At 48.3% G+C, this 17,023-nt stretch carries 18 protein-coding genes; 6 read left to right on the top strand and 12 right to left on the bottom strand.

The window, feature by feature from the left end; genetic code table 11:
* Position 1: 1 nt before the first annotated feature.
* Complete coding sequence (locus MKY41_RS02645) at positions 2-1,633, bottom strand: Na/Pi cotransporter family protein (protein ID WP_340743572.1); 1,632 nt, start codon at positions 1,631-1,633, stop codon at positions 2-4.
* A gap of 200 nt (positions 1,634-1,833) precedes the next feature.
* On the opposite strand from MKY41_RS02645, the gene MKY41_RS02640 reads away from it, so the two are divergent.
* From MKY41_RS02640 to MKY41_RS02625, 4 genes are all read left to right on the top strand, one after another.
* The gene (locus tag MKY41_RS02640) at positions 1,834-2,331 is read left to right on the top strand and encodes a DUF1189 family protein (RefSeq protein WP_340743571.1); all 498 of its coding nucleotides are present in this window, start codon (positions 1,834-1,836) and stop codon (positions 2,329-2,331) included.
* A gap of 55 nt (positions 2,332-2,386) precedes the next feature.
* On the top strand, positions 2,387-2,728 hold the full coding sequence (locus tag MKY41_RS02635) for a hypothetical protein (protein WP_340743570.1): 342 nt from the start codon (positions 2,387-2,389) through the stop codon (positions 2,726-2,728).
* Between the two features lie 88 nt (positions 2,729-2,816).
* Complete coding sequence (gene ispG / locus MKY41_RS02630; protein ID WP_445683296.1) at positions 2,817-3,941, top strand: flavodoxin-dependent (E)-4-hydroxy-3-methylbut-2-enyl-diphosphate synthase; 1,125 nt, start codon at positions 2,817-2,819, stop codon at positions 3,939-3,941.
* Positions 3,938-4,522: a hypothetical protein gene (locus MKY41_RS02625; RefSeq protein ID WP_340743569.1), complete on the top strand. Its 585-nt coding sequence runs from the start codon at positions 3,938-3,940 to the stop codon at positions 4,520-4,522. Before ispG ends, MKY41_RS02625 begins: the two co-directional genes overlap by 4 nt.
* A gap of 54 nt (positions 4,523-4,576) precedes the next feature.
* Here MKY41_RS02625 and MKY41_RS02620 read toward each other — a convergent pair whose 3' ends face one another.
* Genes MKY41_RS02620 through MKY41_RS02610 form a run of 3 tightly spaced genes read right to left on the bottom strand, consistent with a single transcriptional unit; the run spans position 4,577 to position 6,605 of the window.
* Entirely contained in the window at positions 4,577-4,987 is a 411-nt protein-coding gene (locus MKY41_RS02620; RefSeq protein ID WP_340743568.1) for a Fur family transcriptional regulator, read from the bottom strand.
* The gene (locus MKY41_RS02615; RefSeq protein ID WP_340743567.1) at positions 4,984-5,838 is read right to left on the bottom strand and encodes a metal ABC transporter permease; all 855 of its coding nucleotides are present in this window, start codon (positions 5,836-5,838) and stop codon (positions 4,984-4,986) included. Before MKY41_RS02615 ends, MKY41_RS02620 begins: the two co-directional genes overlap by 4 nt.
* Complete coding sequence (locus tag MKY41_RS02610) at positions 5,835-6,605, bottom strand: metal ABC transporter ATP-binding protein (protein WP_340743566.1); 771 nt, start codon at positions 6,603-6,605, stop codon at positions 5,835-5,837. Before MKY41_RS02610 ends, MKY41_RS02615 begins: the two co-directional genes overlap by 4 nt.
* Positions 6,606-6,709: 104 nt before the next feature.
* On the opposite strand from MKY41_RS02610, the gene MKY41_RS02605 reads away from it, so the two are divergent.
* A complete protein-coding gene (locus MKY41_RS02605; RefSeq protein WP_340743565.1) occupies positions 6,710-6,958 on the top strand; it encodes a hypothetical protein in 249 nt (82 codons plus the stop codon).
* Between the two features lie 57 nt (positions 6,959-7,015).
* Here the strand turns inward: MKY41_RS02605 and MKY41_RS02600 are convergent, their stop codons facing one another.
* A complete protein-coding gene (locus MKY41_RS02600) occupies positions 7,016-7,903 on the bottom strand; it encodes a deoxyribonuclease IV (protein ID WP_340745610.1) in 888 nt (295 codons plus the stop codon).
* A gap of 4 nt (positions 7,904-7,907) precedes the next feature.
* A complete protein-coding gene (locus tag MKY41_RS02595) occupies positions 7,908-9,212 on the bottom strand; it encodes a DEAD/DEAH box helicase (RefSeq protein WP_340743564.1) in 1,305 nt (434 codons plus the stop codon).
* A gap of 111 nt (positions 9,213-9,323) precedes the next feature.
* Between MKY41_RS02595 and vrrA the strand changes: the two genes are divergently transcribed.
* Positions 9,324-9,776 (top strand): VrrA/YqfQ family protein, encoded by a 453-nt coding sequence (gene vrrA, locus MKY41_RS02590; protein WP_340743563.1) that lies wholly within the window; start codon positions 9,324-9,326, stop codon positions 9,774-9,776.
* 89 nt (positions 9,777-9,865) lie between these two features.
* Here the strand turns inward: vrrA and MKY41_RS02585 are convergent, their stop codons facing one another.
* From MKY41_RS02585 to MKY41_RS02560, 6 genes are all read right to left on the bottom strand, one after another.
* On the bottom strand, positions 9,866-10,906 hold the full coding sequence (locus MKY41_RS02585) for an ABC transporter substrate-binding protein (RefSeq protein ID WP_340743562.1): 1,041 nt from the start codon (positions 10,904-10,906) through the stop codon (positions 9,866-9,868).
* A 150-nt stretch (positions 10,907-11,056) separates the two neighbouring features.
* Complete coding sequence (gene lpdA, locus MKY41_RS02580) at positions 11,057-12,472, bottom strand: dihydrolipoyl dehydrogenase (protein WP_340743561.1); 1,416 nt, start codon at positions 12,470-12,472, stop codon at positions 11,057-11,059.
* Complete coding sequence (locus MKY41_RS02575) at positions 12,473-13,735, bottom strand: dihydrolipoamide acetyltransferase family protein (protein WP_340743560.1); 1,263 nt, start codon at positions 13,733-13,735, stop codon at positions 12,473-12,475.
* A 13-nt stretch (positions 13,736-13,748) separates the two neighbouring features.
* Positions 13,749-14,771: an alpha-ketoacid dehydrogenase subunit beta gene (locus MKY41_RS02570; protein ID WP_340743559.1), complete on the bottom strand. Its 1,023-nt coding sequence runs from the start codon at positions 14,769-14,771 to the stop codon at positions 13,749-13,751.
* The gene (gene pdhA, locus MKY41_RS02565) at positions 14,771-15,835 is read right to left on the bottom strand and encodes a pyruvate dehydrogenase (acetyl-transferring) E1 component subunit alpha (RefSeq protein ID WP_340743558.1); all 1,065 of its coding nucleotides are present in this window, start codon (positions 15,833-15,835) and stop codon (positions 14,771-14,773) included. The genes MKY41_RS02570 and pdhA overlap by 1 nt, the downstream gene beginning before the upstream one ends.
* Positions 15,836-15,853: 18 nt before the next feature.
* Entirely contained in the window at positions 15,854-16,993 is a 1,140-nt protein-coding gene (locus MKY41_RS02560) for a Glu/Leu/Phe/Val dehydrogenase dimerization domain-containing protein (RefSeq protein WP_340743557.1), read from the bottom strand.
* Positions 16,994-17,023 lie beyond the last annotated feature (30 nt).

The following is a 17,023-nucleotide window of genomic DNA, read 5'->3' as shown; positions in this document are numbered from 1 at the left end:
GTTAGGCACGGTTGCCTAGAATCGCTTCCGCAATATTAACTGCATGGTCCCCGATTCGCTCCAAATTCGAGACGATATCGACAAACACCATGCCGGCCTGGGCGGAACAAGCCCCTTCATTCAATCGGACGATATGATTCTTCCTGAATTTCCGCTCCATCTTATCAATCAAGTCTTCATGCTCTGCCACATTGCGAGCCAATTCGATATCATTCAGATTTAAGGATTCGACCGCCTTGGACACTGTCTCAATCGTCAATGTGAACATTTCGGTCAAGTCTTCCATGGCATCCGGCGTCAATTTTACCCGGTTCACATCACGGAAGTCGATCAATTCAACGATGTTTTCAAAATGGTCCCCGATCCGCTCAATATCCCGCACCGTATCCATGAGCATCATATGACGGCTCGACTCCAAAGGCGAAATGCTGACCGACGAGATTTCAATCAAATAATCCGTAATCTTCCGATCCAGATTATTGATGGCATCTTCTATCTGATACGCGATTTCGGCATGTTTTTTATTTCCTGTCTTCAGATACTCGAAGGACTCTTGGAGGCCTTGGACGCCGAATTCACCCATCCGGATGATCTCTTCTTTCGCTTGTCCAATCGCAACGGATGGCGATTGGTCGATAAAGTGCCGATCCAAATGCTTCGGTTTGTATTCAATGACGACATCCTCTCCAGGAATCAGTTTCGTCACGAGAAATGCCCAAGCTCCGATCAAGGGAAATTGTATGATTGTGTTAGCTACGTTAAAGGAACCATGTGCAAAAGCGATCTGCATTTTACTTTCCAGTGACATCAGATTTGAAATCCACTCTACATATGCAGTAAACGGAATCAACAATAGTAAGAATATCACGGATCCAATCACATTAAATAATACATGCGTGGCGGCTGCCCGCTTAGCTGCAACGGATGCTCCAATAGAAGCCAGGACTGCTGTAATTGTAGTTCCGATATTGTCACCAAACAATATCGGCAGTGCCGCCTGAAGGTTGACTAGGTTTTCTGAATAAAGTCCCTGTAAAATACCGACCGTTGCGCTGGAGCTTTGGACGATTACAGTGAAGACAGTCCCAACGACTACCCCAAGCAACGGATGGTCGCTCATGGAAACAGTCAAATCTGAAAATGCTTCCAGGGAACGCAACGGCTTCATGCCGCCACTCATCAATTCCAAACCAAGGAAAAGTCCCCCGAATCCAAAGATGACTTCCCCCAAGTTCTTGATCGAACTTTTCTTGACAAAGAAGATGAGGAATGCCCCAAAGGCCATAATCGGCAACGCATAGGCTCCGACATCTAAACCGATGATGAATGCCGTGACGGTTGTCCCAATATTGGCCCCCATGATGACACCGATCGCTTGCCGCAGCTTCATGAAACCTGCGCTGACCAATCCGACTGTGATTACAGTCGTCCCTGAACTGGATTGGATCAGGACGGTGACGATGATTCCAACCAAAACACCCATGAACGGGTTGGTCGTAAAACGATCGAGAATAGCGCGTAACCGATCGCCGGCGGCTTTTTGCAATCCGTCCCCCATGTATTTGATAGCAAATAAAAATATTCCTAGTCCGCCTAAAAACTGGAACAGCATTTCCTGCCAGTTCAATTCCATCGATGAGTCAACCTCCATAATCCATTATGTATTGCCATTTAATTATGCGGATATTGTAAATGGATTGTAAATAGAACGCGTGTAATCTTTACAATCCCTTAACAATTCAATTTTAAAAAGTCATCAATCTGTCGAAATTGGTTAAAATCCCTCTTCGGCGTAAGGTGATAGACTGTTGATAGATGGAGGAGGGAAACACCTTGAAATTTCACCAAATCTTCAAAGCGGCCATCCATGAGCCGAAAAAACTTGCGGCTTTCCGGCTTCTTCCGATCGGCAAGACGTTTCAATATGTTTTTCTGTTTGTTACGCTTTTCACTCTTATATCTTTTATACGGTATATCCTTTCCGGAACTAGTTTATTTGAGAACTCTCCCGATTTAGAGGAATATGGAAAGTCGCTCGGCGGGCTTCTTTATCCGATTGCATTTTTCTTACAGCTTGTCATCAGCACACTTTATATTTTTGTACGGATCAGCATTTTTGCCTATGTAGGCACTTTGCTCGCAAAAATGTTAAAACGGCGTAGTGATTTCCGTTTCATCTGGAGAACGTCGGCCATTGCCAGCACCGTCCCCCTCTTGCTGACGATGCTATTCGATTTTTTACCCATGTTCGATTCGTACAATATGATTGTTACATCGGTTGTCCACCTAGCTTACATCGGCGCAGCCCTCCGGTATTATCCAAAATTGTGAATGGACGAATAGTCTTTTTTCTCTCGCATAGAGTGGCATGAGGGAGGAATACGTTATGAGAATATTTATCTTAGCTTTAGTATTATTCGTCACATTCCACTTTATACGGATCGACCTTGCCGAAGGGACAATCCCCCTTGCCTCATTCATTGGCAAGGCGGAACCTTGTACCGAGGAAGCGGAACTTGGATTCATCCCCGTCATGACTGTGGATGGTGACACTATTGAATCCTTGTTTGCGCTCTATCCGGATACGGAAGTTGGGTTCTTAGATCGGCTTTCCTCTTTTTATTCCTTAAATCCGCATCTTCAAAACCAGCAAATTATAGGCGGCGAAAAAGTCAAGCTTCCTTTGACGATGGAAGAGCCGAATACTTGCTCGAAAAAGAAGGTATAAGAGGTGTCCCTTGTTTTTTCGGGAGATTGATTCTAAAATATAGATAGTTATGAGGCTAAGCCTCGTTTATAGAAAGGTTTGACTACACATGAGCGAAATGATTCACAGATCGAAAACGCGCCCGGTCCGTGTCGGCAATTTGACGATCGGCGGCAGCAACGAACTTTTCATTCAAAGTATGACTACTACGAAAACACATGATGTGGAAGCGACTGTCGCGGAAATCTTGCGGCTGGAAGAGGCGGGCTGTCAAATTGTCCGTGTCGCTTGTCCGGATGAACGTGCGGCTTACTCCATCGGTGAAATAAAGAAGCGGATCAACATTCCGCTCGTTGTCGATATCCATTTTGATTACAAATTGGCATTGATCGCCATCGAACAAGGGGCGGACAAGATCCGCATCAATCCCGGAAACATCGGCAGACAATCCAAAGTGGAAGCCGTCGTCAATGCAGCCAAAGCGAAAGGGATTCCGATCCGGATCGGAGTCAACGCCGGATCTCTTGAAAAGAAAATTCTTGAAAAATACGGCTACCCGACCGCTGAAGGGATGGTGGAAAGCGCCCTTCATCATATTAAAATCTTGGAGGACCTGGATTTTCACGACATCATCGTCTCGTTGAAAGCTTCCGACGTCAATTTGGCGATCGAAGCCTATCAAAAAGCGGCAGCCGCTTTCGATTATCCATTGCATCTCGGTATTACGGAATCCGGTACATTATTCGCGGGATCCATTAAAAGTGCGGCTGGTTTAGGGACGTTGCTTTCCGCAGGGATCGGAAACACGATGCGCGTTTCCTTGAGCGCCGACCCTGTCCAAGAGATTAAAGTGGCACGGGAGTTGCTGAAAGTATTCGGCCTTTCCTCCAATGCCGCTACGCTGATCTCCTGCCCTACTTGCGGACGCATCGAGATTGACCTTATTTCCATCGCCAATGAAGTGGAAGAGTATATTTCCCATATTAAAGCACCGATCAAAGTGGCCGTGCTTGGTTGCGCGGTAAATGGACCGGGAGAAGCCCGGGAAGCGGATATCGGGATTGCAGGTGCACGCGGAGAAGGCCTTCTCTTCATGAAAGGGAAAACCGTCCGGAAAGTGCCGGAGGAAACAATGGTCGATGAGTTGAAAATCGAAATTGATAAGCTCGCCGAAGAGTATTTTGAAAAGAAACGCCAGGAAGAATTGCTCCTGCAAGGCGGCAAAACGGAATGAAAAACGTCCGCCTTGGAATTGATATCGATGGGACGGTGACTTGTCCGACTTCCCTGCTCCCCCATATCAATGCCCAATTCGGCTGCAATCTTGTTCTGGATGATATTAAGGAATATGATTTGACGAAGGCTTTCGATGTCGATCCTAAAACTTTTTATAATTGGTACAAAACAGCGGAGGCGACGATTTACCATACGTCGCCCGCCCAACAATATGCCAAAGATGTATTGGTGGATTGGCAAAACCGTTTTGAGCTTTTTTACATTTCAGCCCGCGGCCATGATGTATTGGACACTACCTTGGAGTGGTTCCTGCGGGAAGCGATTCCGTATGACCATATCGAACTTGTCGGCAGCCATCATAAGATTGAAACGGCGAAAAAGTTCGGCGTCCATGCCTTTTTTGAGGACAAACATGATAACGCGGTCGACCTCCATGAAGAGCTGGAGATCCCGGTCATCCTGTTCGATACGCCTTATAACCGGAAACCGATTCCGGATGGCGTCATTCGGGTGCGCGACTGGAATGAAGCAAACGAGCATATCCAGCAGCTCTTCCCGCTTAGTGAGAAAGTGAATTGATATATATGAATACAAAAATCCCGGCAAATCAGATGACGGGATTTTTTTGATGACCTATAAACATTGCGGACATTTTCCGTAGATTTCAAATTTATGTCCTTCCACCTCGAAATTCGGCAGATTCACGGTAATATGCTCCATCGGGCAATGCGGGATGCTCTTCGTCGTCCCGCATGCCGTGCAAATGAAATGATGATGATGCACCCCATGATCACACTGCATGCGGAAATGACGCTCTCCGTTCAACTCCGTCTCTTCCAAGATCCCCAGCTCCGTGAACGTCGCCAAATTGCGGTAAATGGTGTCAAAACTGATGCCTGGATTATCGGTTTCCATGGAATTCTTTAGTTCCAACGCGGTCAAATAGCGATTGTTATCAGAAAAGAATTGTAAAATGGTTTCCCGATTTTTCGTCCGCTTGTATTGATGCTTCAGCAGGATACGCCATGCTTCATCTATTGTCATGCAACTTCCCCCTTCCTCCGACTGCCTTTCATTTTCCCCCAAGACAGCACAATCAGCAACATGAGCACTGAAGTGACGACGATCGTCCCCCCAGGTGCGATATCGAGATAATACGCAGAAACGAGCCCGATGATGACGGCTGATTCTCCGAACAGGATGGAATAGAGCATCGCTTGCTTGAAACTTTTGGCCAATCGGATAGCAGCCGCCACCGGAATGGTCATCAAAGAGGAGACGAGCAAGATGCCAACGATCCGCATCGACGCCCCGATGACGAGCGCCGTGATGACCATGAATAGCATTTGGATGTACCGGGAATTGATGCCCGATACTTTGGCATATTCCGGATCGAACGAAACGGAAAATAGTTCTTTATAGAAAAAGAATATATATCCGGCCACCACAAGGGCGATGACAAGGACGATTCCTAGATCCTGTCGGCTGACCGCCGAAACGGAGCCGAATAAATATCCGACCAAATCAGAACCGAACCCTTTTGACAAAGAAATGAAAATCGCCCCGAACCCGATGCCTGCCGACAGGATGATCGGAATCGCCAATTCCTCGAAATGGCGGTAGAAGCCACGCAATCTTTCGATCAATAACGAACCTCCGACAGCTGCCGTGATTCCAAGATAGATAGGATTCAATGCCGAAAAAAAGAGCACTTGCTGGCTCAAATAAAGGCTCCCTGCAATGCCTGCCAGCGCCACATGGCTCAACGCATCCGCAATGAGTGCCAACCGTCGAACGACTATGAAAAGCCCGAGTAACGGTGCGATGACTCCGATGATCAACCCGGACAGGAATGCGTTTTGCAGAAACTCATAAGATAGGATGGCCGTAATCATTGCTCCACCTCCGGCGACTGCGAATGGATACGCCGGACAGGATGACCATACCATTTCGAGATATCTTCATCGTCCATCTTTTTATAGTCTGCTTGGATGCCGTGGAAATGGACTGTCCGATTTAGGCAAGCGACATGGGTAGCCAAGTCGGTCACCAGGTCGATTTCATGGGTGACCAAGACCATCGCAATGCCGTGTTCACGGTTCAACTCGTTCAGCATAGAATAGAACGACGCCACATTCTGCTGGTCGATCCCTACCGTCGGTTCATCCATGATCAACAGATCTGGTTCCCCGACGAGGGCCCGTGCGATGAAGACCCGCTGCTGCTGACCACCCGATAGCTCGCCGATGCTTCGGTCAGCGAAAGACGCCATTCCAACGAGTTGAAGAGCGTCCAATGACCGTTGCCGATCCGTTACGGAAAATCGTTTAAACAATCCCTTTTTCCGCGTCAACCCACTTCTGACCACTTCCAAAACGGTCGCCGGAAATCCACTATTGAATGAATTGGATTTCTGCGAGACATACCCGATTCGTTCTCGCTCTTTAAATGACTCTATATCTTCCCCGAACAGCTTCACTTTGCCGCCGGAAGGTTTTAAAAGACCTAAAATGATGCCCATCAGTGTTGATTTTCCCGAACCGTTCGGACCGATCAACGCCCAGAACTCCCCTTCATCTACTCGCAGCGAAATATGATCGAGTACGAGGGTCTGCTCATAACTGAAGCTGACATCTTCCAATTGAATGATAGAATTCGCCATAAGTATATTATTCCTTCCTTTGAAACGGAATCATTCCGATTTACATGTAAAATTATATACGATGTCCGGTAGGGATTCAACCTTTAAGAAAGAAGGAATGTAAAATGGACTACTTTCAATTGTTGAATGAATTGAAAATGATGGATGACCGGGAAGCCCAATCGATGGCACGGTATTATGGAATGGATCTTTCCGTAAGAGAAATCCAGGCATTGCGGCCGCTGCTCGATGAAGTGTCATTCCATTGGATATTCACTGGAGTGCCCGAGCGATTTATCGAGAAAGTCGAGAAAGCGATCGGGAAAGAAAAGACACGAATGTTGTTGGAAAAGTACTTGGATGCGACAAAATAAGAATTCGCAAATTGAACAGAAGAAGCCCTGGCTTGTGTGAAAGCCAGGGCCTTTGCCTTATGCGTTTACTAGACCGAGCGCTTCCGGATCGAAATGCTTCGCTTTCAGCATTTCAATTTCTTGTTTATAAGGGGCCGTTTTCTTTTTTGGATCGGAACCGATAAACGGCGTCTCCAAGATTTTCGGCACGGTTTGAAACTCCGGATGGTGGACGATGTACGCCAACGGCTCAAATCCGATATGGCCGTGGCCGATATTCTCATGCCGGTCTTTCATGGCACCCCGGACATTTTTGCTGTCATTGACGTGGATGACCGATATCCGGTCTTTGCCGATGATCGAATCGAATTCGTTGAGGACTCCCTCAAAATCATGGACGATATCATAGCCTGCATCATGTACGTGACAAGTGTCGAAACAGACGGATAATCGTTCGTTATGCGTCACTCCATCAATAATCTTAGCAATTTCATCAAAGCTCCGCCCGCATTCGGTGCCTTTTCCGGCCATCGTTTCCAATGCGATTTTGACATCATACGATTGGGAGAGGACTTCGTTGAGCCCTTCGATAATTTTCTGGATGCCCTTTTCCTCCCCGGCTCCGACGTGTGCCCCCGGATGAAGGACGATTTGATTAGCGCCAAGAGCGGCTGTCCTCTCAATTTCCTTCTGAAGGAATTCGACGCCCAATGCAAATGTTTCCGGCTTGATTGTGTTTGCGATGTTGATGATATAGGGAGCATGGACGACCATGTTAGAAAGGCCGTTTTCCTTCATGTGGAGGGTGCCTGCCTCAATATTGAGGTCCTCGATGGCTTTCCTCCTCGTATTTTGGGGAGCACCTGTATAAATCATGAAAGTGCTCGCCCCGTAGCTTGTTGCTTCTTCACTCGAACCGAGCAACATTTTACTGCCGCTCATGGAAACATGGGATCCGAGGAGCAGCGGATTATCGTTTGCCATTTTTTCTAGCCAATCTCCTTTCCCTCTTTTTGATTTGTTCCATCTGTTGGGTCATTTTCTTTTTATAGCCCGGCTTGACTTTTGCCGGTTTTTTCACGAGAGCAGCCGCTTTCCGGTCCAACTCATCCTCTTGTTTTACTCTCTTCTTCCGCGCATGCCGTTCCTTGACCACGATCCATTCTCCATTTTTCACATCTTCATGGATGAACGGAATGCCCATTTTTTCGATGCGGACGACTTTATCGTCTTCCGATGGTTCGTATAGGGTGATCGCTGTTCCTTCATTGCCTGCGCGGGCTGTACGCCCTACCCGGTGAATGAAAAACTCAAGGTCATCCGGCAACTCGAAATTGATGACATGGCTGACACCCGGAATATCGATGCCACGAGCCGCAAGATCGGTCGCGACAATATACTGGAATTCCAAATCGCGGACTTGTTTCATCATGCGCGTCCGTTCACGCGGCGTCAAATCCCCATGAATCCGGCCGGCTTTCACGCCATGTTCCGCAAGATAATCAGCAAGTTCGTCAGCATTCTGACGTGTGTTTGCGAAGATGATGGCCAAATAAGGGTTGATGGCCTCCATCACTTCTAGCAATTTCTTCCGTTTGCCGAGACTTCGGACCGGTACGAGAGAATAACGCATTCCCTCCGTCAAAGGCTTACGTTCCCCTATCTTCACATGGACCGGAGATTCCATATATTTCATCAAAAACGGTTTCAGCTTTTCCGGAATCGTTGCCGAGAAGACGTACATTTCCAAATCGGCCTGCATTTTAGATGCAAACTGGTCAATATCCTCGATAAATCCCATATCGAAAGCAAGATCCGCTTCGTCAATGACCAAGATGGAGGCCGTGTGGATGGCGAGCGCCCCGTTCTCGGCCATATCCCGGATCCGTCCTGGCGTGCCGACAACGATTTGCGGATTTGATTTCAACTTCCCGATAGACCGTTGCTTATCCGTGCCGCCGATCAGTAACGATGCCCGGACCTCTGTGCCTTCCGTCATCTTCAACAGCTCATCGTATAATTGCGATGCCAGCTCGCGCGTGGGTGCCGTAATGACCGCTTGCACCTCCTCGGAATCCGCATCGATCCGTTGCAACACGGGGATAAGGAAACTATGCGACTTCCCTGTTCCCGTGTGTGCTTGTCCGATGGCGCTTGTGCCTTTCAAAATTAACGGGATCATCTCTTTTTGGATCGGCGTTGGATGGTCGAAACCGAGTTTCGCGATGGCTTCCCTGATAAATGGTTTGAATTGATAATCTGTAAACTTGGACATGTCCTGCCTCCTAACCTACACCTATTGTAGCACGAATTCCGTGCCATCGTATGTGATTTACGCATAGTATACAATGCGCGATTAATTTCTACTATTAGAAAGGGGTTCATGATGAGATACCAATCCTTCTATCCGTTTGCCCGTCAGCAGGCAGCACCGTTCCACATGAGACAACAGGGCTTCGGGACACCTCCGCAAATGGGTAGGCCACCAATGCCAAAAGCTCCATTTCCGGGCGGTCCTTCCCCGATGGGCGGCCAATTTGGTGCTCCGCCAGCTGGAGGTGGGATGCAATCTCCCTCCAAAATGGAGGCTTATATGCAAACGGCAAACCGATTTTTGAATACTGCCCAACAGTTTGCCCCGCTCGTCCAACAATTTGCACCAATGTTTCAAAATTTGCCTGCAATGTGGAGGCTTTATAAAGGCTTTCAATCTTTGCCTTCCACAGGCGGCGCAGCGGCTGAAACGGCTGGCCGTGCAGCGGCGGCTTCCGCATCTGCGGCGGCTCCGAATCCGGTGCCCGGCAGCTCCGTTCCCCGTATCTTCCAACCGCCAAGATGACCGGAGGCGCAAACTGCCTGGTCAAAAGCGAAAGGTCCCTGTACTCCGCGCAATACGTATTGCGCCAAGTCAGGGACCTTTTCATACTATTATTCGCTTAACTCCGCATTCCATTCGTCCTTAATTTCAAGGCCGATTTGGGCCGCATTATCCGCATTCACAACGAATTTTAAATTTTTCGGGTATTGCGCAGGCATTTCGGCCGACGTTGCTTCCCCTTTCAGGATTTTAACCGCCATTTCTCCTGTTTCATAACCGATATCGAAATAATTGAATCCGTAAGCGGCGAGTCCGCCGCGTTTGACTGAATCCAATTCTCCAACCATCATCGGTAATTTATTTTCCATGGCTACGGAAATGACTGATTCCAAAGCCGATACTACCGTATTGTCTTTAATGATATAAAGCGAATCAACTTTTCCAATCAATGATTCAGTCGCTTGCTTCACATCAGCGGACGTTGCAATAGTTGCTTCTACGATATTCAAATCGAGTTCCTTCGCCACTTCCCGTACTTTGTCAATTTGTGCACGGGCGTTCTGTTCTCCAGAGTTAAATACAACTCCTACGCTCTTTGCATCCAATTCCTCTTTAAGGAAAGTAAGCGTGTTCGGAATCACGTCTGGATGAAGGTCGATTGTACCTGTCAAGTTCCCACCCGGACTTTCAACGGAATCGATCAACTCTGCTCCCACCGGATCCGTCACCGATGTGAAGAGAATAGGAATCTCCTGAGTGACAGCTGCTACTGCCTGGGCACTTGGAGTCGAATTTGCGAAAATCAAATCGACATCCGAACTTCCTAGATTTGTTGCGATTGTCGTATTGGCACTCTGGTCATTTTGCGCATTTTGGATGTCATACTCGACGTCCAGCCCTGCATCTTCCAATGCTTTTTGGAAGCCTTCAAAGGCGGCATTCAATGATGGGTGCTCAACAATTTGGGTAGCGCCGATCTTATATGTCTTCGTATCGGTTTCGGCTTCTCCCTCGGATGAGCTTGGCGTTTCAGCCTGTTCTTTTTCTTCCGGTTCGTTTGTTGCCCCATTCTCTTCCCCGCCGCCACATGCTGCGAGAAGGAATACTGCACTGAAAATGGTGAGCAATACGAATAGTAATTTGTTTTTCATCTCAATTCCCCCTTTGAAACTATTCATATATGGCTATCAACCATTTTTATCGTACCGTGTACAAGCCTCCGCGTCAATCAAATTTAAATCTTCTGACTTGTTAATTACAAAAAGTTCCGGGCCTCGTAAAGCCCGGAGCTATAATACCATTTACTTTCTTGGAGGAGCCATATGGATCGCTTGTCCGATCAGGCCTTCCACCGCTTCTAGTATGGATTCGTTGACACTTGGATGCGCATAATTCGGAAAAGTGAAATCTTCTGCACGCGCGACCATTTCCAAACCGGTTGTCATCATGCCGGACAGTTCGATTGCACCCGCTCCAATCATATGGACACCCAGGATCAGATCGCTCTCTTCTTCCGCGATGATTTTCACGAAGCCATCTTTTCTGCCTAGGATGGAGGCATAACCATTGCTCGCCAGCGGGAATTGGCTCGTTGTGAAATGATAGCCAAGTTCTTGTGCCGCCGCTTCGGTCAACCCGACCGCAGCGATAGGAGGCAATGTATGAGCGATTGTTGGCAACAATGTCAAATCTGCCTCGCTCGTCCCACCGGCTAGAATTTCCGCCGCCACTTTTCCTTGCTTTATCGCTTTCACAGCAAGAACAGGTCCCGGCGTCAAATCACCAATCGCATAGATATTTGGAATGTTCGTCTTCATTTCCGAATCGATTTTCACCCGATCTTCCGCTGTCATCTCCATGCCGAGGCGATCGATACCAAGACCTGCCGCGTCTACTGCAATGTTGCCCGTTGTGTAGAAATGGCTTCCTTCCATGATCGCTTCCCCGTTTTTGTCTTGGAAAGTGACAGTGACGCCATTGCCGGAGGACGTTGCTTGGATCACCTTACAATCCGCCTGAAGGGTGATTTTCTTCTTTTTGAAAATACGGCGCAGCTCTTTCGTGACTGCTGCGTCGAATGGGAAGTCTTCCCCTTCTTCCACAAGAACCGTCACTTGAGAGCCGAAAGCATGGAACGTCGTAGCCATCTCAAGGGCGATGACGTCTCCCCCCTGGATGATCAAGTGTTCCGGAACTTCTGAAAGCGAAAAAATGTCATGGGAAATGAATATCCGATCGCTTGACGAGATGCCTTCAGGAGCTACCGTTTTCCCTCCCGCGGCGATGATCGCTTTTTCGAAACGGAATGTCTGGAAGTCATGTCCCGCTTCCACGCCAATCCGATCTTGGGATAGGAATGTCGCCTCCCCTTCGATCACTTCGATTTTATTCGCCTTGCAAAGAGCCGCCACGCCTTTTTTCAGCTGGTCGGTAATTCGATTTTTATATTCTACTAATTTATCTATTTGAATAGTTGGTTTTGTAACTTCGATTCCTAAGTCATTTAAATGCGGGAAGTTATCCATCTCTTGTGCCGCATGCGTATATACCTTGGACGGGATACAGCCTTTGTTCAAACAGACTCCGCCTAATTGATCTTTTTCGATCAGAGTCACTTTCAATCCGAGCTGGGCGGCCCGGATTGCTGCTGTATAGCCTCCAGGCCCCCCGCCGATAATAACTAGCTCCTTCTCTTGAATCAATTCACCAACTACCAATTACATCAACTCCAGCCATAACTTCTTCGGGTTCTCGATGAGCTCCGCAAAACGGTTTGTGAATGCTACGGCTGTCGCGCCATCCGCCACACGGTGGTCGAATGACATGGAAATGTTCATCATCGAGCGGATGATGATTTCATCGTCATCTGTTACGACGGCGCATTTCTTCGTCTTATGGAAAGCGATGATCGCTGTCTCCGGATGATTGATGATCGGAGTTGCCGCGATGCTTCCAAGCGGTCCAACATTGCTGATTGTAATTGTGCCGCCGCGCATCTCATTACCGGACAATGTCCCTTGCCGTGCTTTTTCATTCAACTCTTTCATTTCACTATGAATTTGAAGCAGCGTTTTTTGATGAGCATTTTTTAAGACAGGGACAATGAGACCGAGTGTCGAATCAACCGCAAGCCCGACATGATATTCTTTTTCAAGAAGAATGACTTCATTTTCCTCATCCAATTTTGCATTGAAGACCGGGAAATCTTTCAGCGCCACGACGAGTGCTTTGATGAAGAATGCGACTGCCGAGATAGAAATGCCCTCTTCTTTCAATTCTTTGCGAAGGGCCATTAAGTTCGTCATGTCGATTTCCTCGAAATGAGTCACATGTGGAATCGTTGTAAGCGAGTGCGACATTTTCTTCGCGATCTGTTTGCGGATTCCTTTGAACGGAATGACATCCGCAGGCACTTTCGGAGTTTCCACTGTTGCTTCTGCAGTAGCAGCGGCAGCCGGCTGGGCGGCCGGTATCGGCGTTGACTCGACAGCTGGAGTTTGACCGCCTTCCATGAATCGATAGACGTCTTCGACTGTTACGCGTCCGGCAGGTCCCGTTCCCGTGACCTGTTCGATGTCGACATCGTTTTCTCTTGCAATTTTCCGTGTGTAAGGAGCGGCGAGGATGCGAAGAGGCCCTTTTGGCTTGGTCGCTGTTGCGATTGGAGCTTCTTCCGTCTTCTCTTCAACCGTTACCGCCGCTTCGGCTACAGGCCCCTCGGTCTGCGCAGGGACGTTGACAGCTCCTTCCGCTTCGATCAAGAGAATGGTCGTACCGACTTGAACCGTCGTCCCCGTTTTAATCAGCAGCTCTTTTACAGTTCCGGTTGCAGGCGACGGTAATTCCGCCACCATTTTATCTGTTTGCACTTCTACGAGCGCCTGGTCTGCGACAACGGAGTCGCCGGGCTTCACAAAATAGTGAAGAACCTCGGCTTCCGTCATCCCTTCCCCTATGTCATGCAGCTTAACCTCTAACAATGGAGAGCCCCCCTCAGAATCTATATACTTTTTCAATAGCTTCTTCCACTCGCTTCGGAGTCGGCAAGAAGTGGTCCTCTAGTGCGAAGAACGGCACCGGAACATCGAAGCCGGTCACTTTCTCAACTGGCGCTTTCATATATAAGAATGAAGTTTTATTGATAAGGGAGATGATGTCATTTCCCACCCCGCTTGTCTCATGCGCTTCATGTACGACGACCACACGTCCCGTCTTTTGGACGGACTCTGCGATGATGTCTTTATCCAATGGGAATAAAGTACGCATATCGATGACATCACAAGTTATTCCTTTTGCTTTCGCTTTCTCGGCCGCATCTCTCGCGACAGGAACCATGGCTCCCCAAGCGATGACTGTTACGTCGTCACCTTCCGCCACCTTTTTCCCTTTGCCGATTTCCACTTCGTAGACGCCTTCTGGCACATCCTCACGGAATGCGCGGTATAAGCGCATAGGTTCCATGAACAGGACCGGATCCGGATCTTTGATCGCCGCGATGAGCAACCCTTTCGCGTCAGTCGGTGTGGAAGGACAAACGACTTTGATGCCCGGCATATGCGTGAAGAAAGCTTCCGCACTATCCGAGTGAATTTCAGGCGCACGCACTCCCGCGCCGTACGGGGCACGGATAACCATAGGCACGGTGTAGTTGCTCATCGTCCGCATCCGTACACGCGTAACATGGGTTGCGATCTGTTCAAACGCCGGGTAGATGAACCCGAGAAATTGAATTTCCGGAATTGGAATCATGCCATTGACTGCAAGGCCTACGGAAGAACCGATGATGCCCGCCTCACTCAATGGTGTGTCGACAACACGATCCTCTCCGTATTGAGCCTGAAGGCCTTCCGTCGCACGGAAGACACCGCCGTTTTTCCCGATATCCTCTCCGAGCAGTATGACTCTGTCATCTTCGGCTAGCATCGTTCCAAGTGCATCTGTCACCGCTTGAACGAGCGTCAATGAACGTGTCGTCTGTTTGTTCGTTTCTACAGTTTCTCTTTCTACGACTTTCATCAATTACCACCCCTTATCGACTCAAGATAGTCTTCTTTTTGCTCCTTGATCGGCCAAGGCATCTCTTCGAATACGTGATCGAACAGATCTTCCACATTCGGCGCAGGGAAACGCTCCATTTCCACTATAGCGTCCTCGATTTCCGCTTCGATTTGCTTTGTTGTCTCTTCCACCCATTCCGCATTCCAATAACCGTATTCTTTCATGAAACGTTCCAGACGCAAAAGTGGATCAACTTTTTCCCGCTCTGCATCGACTTTCTCCTGATCACGGTATTTCGTCGGATCGTCAGCGGTCGTATGCGCCCCGAACCGTTGCGTGACAGCCTCGATCAATGTCGGCCCTTCTCCGTTACGGGCTCTATCAAATGCCTTTTTCGTCTCGAAGTACACTGCGAAAATATCATTTCCGTCAATCCGGACACCCGGGATGCCGTACGCCACGCTTTTTTGCGCAACGGTCTTCGAGTTCATCTGCTTTTCGATTGGTACGGAAATGGCAAAGCCGTTGTTTTGATTGAAAAAGACGACAGGCAATTTGAATACGCTTGCAAAGTTCATACCTTCATGGAAATCGCCTTCAGATGTTGCTCCGTCTCCAAAATAAGCGATGGACGCATTTTTCGTCCCTTTCCGTTTTTCCGCCCAAGCGGCGCCCGCAGCATGCGGTAGCTGCGTAGCAATCGGTACAGCTGGAGGGAAGATATTGCGATCCGGATGGATATTCCCTTCGACACGTCCATTCCAATAGAGGAAAACACGCGGCATATTAGCGCCGAATGTTAAGAGCGCGCCATGGTCCCGGTACGTCGGGAAGACCCAGTCATCTTTTTCCAAGGAAAGGGCGCTTCCCACTTGCGCCGCTTCCTGTCCTTCGAATAATGCGTAAGTTCCGAGTCTTCCTTGACGTTGCAAGCTTTTCGCCTTGCGGTCAAACGTCCGGATCCGCAACATATGATAATAGAATTCTTTTACAAGTTCGGGTGTAATCTCGTCTTTAATCGACTCATCCGAGAATTTCCCCTCTTTATCTACATATTGTTTGATTGGATACAGATCCTCCATGAACAATTCACCTCATTATTATTTTTGATGGCTGAAATTCCATTTTGGTCGTTTCGCCTGGGAGAAGAAGCTATTGCGGTTTTTCGCATCCGCAATCCGTTTTTCACACATCCGGTCCGCCGCTGTCGCTGTCGTGATTTGATCTTGCTCCGCTTGTTTGAACACTTCCAACAAAGAATTATAGATGTTTTCTGTCTTAGCGAGCACACGTGCCGGATTCGCTCCATACAATTCGTCCGCCACTTGAATCAAGCCACCGCCGTTGACGATATAATCCGGCGCATACAGGATTCCTCTTTCACGCAGTACCGAACCATGTCGGCTTTCCGCCAATTGGTTGTTTGCGGAACCAGAGATACCCCGCACTTTCAATACATCGATCGTGTTGTCATTAATGATGCCGCCGAAAGCACACGGGATGAAGATGTCCGCATCTTGGCTGTAGATATCATCGCTTGCAACAACTTTCACGGAGCTTCCTCCGAGTGTCTGAATATCTTCGAGTGCTTTTTCATTAATATCCGTCACGATGATATTTCCGCCCTCGTTCAGAATGTGCTCCGCCACTTTGTAACCGACTTTTCCAAGACCTTGGATTGTGAAAGTCTTCCCTTCTAGTTTGTCATCGCCGAAAATCGCTTTGCTCGTCGCTTTGACACCATAGACGACACCAAGTGCGGTTGGGATAGAAGAGTCTCCGCCGCCACCGAACTCGACAGGCTTACCTGCAATATAATCCGTTTCCTTCATCGCCTGCACAAAATCATCAAGCGTCGTACCCATATCGGTTCCTGTATAGAAACGCCCGTTCAAGGAGTCAATGAATTGACCAAATGCTCGGAATTTCTCCGGCGTTTTGTCTTTTAGCGGGTCACCGATGATGACTGATTTACCGCCGCCGAAGTCCACGTCTGCCGCAGCACATTTATATGTCATCCCTTTAGACAGGCGAAGGACGTCTTTCAAGGCATCATCCATCGTCTTATACGGCGCCATGCGGCATCCGCCGAGCGCAGGTCCCATCGTCGTATCATGAATCGCGATGATTGCCTGTAGTCCTGTCGCTTTGTCGTTGCAGAACAGAACCTGTTCATGCTCCACCATTTTATCGAGAACGCTTGCATTTTCATTTTTCAAAGATTGTTCCAAAGTTACCATTTCAATTTCCTCCTTCATTTAATTAATTCC

This window comes from Sporosarcina sp. FSL W7-1349 (assembly GCF_038003045.1).
Taxonomy (GTDB): domain Bacteria; phylum Bacillota; class Bacilli; order Bacillales_A; family Planococcaceae; genus Sporosarcina.
Note: the sequence above shows the minus strand (reverse complement) of the source record. Positions and strands in the feature narration are given on the sequence as shown.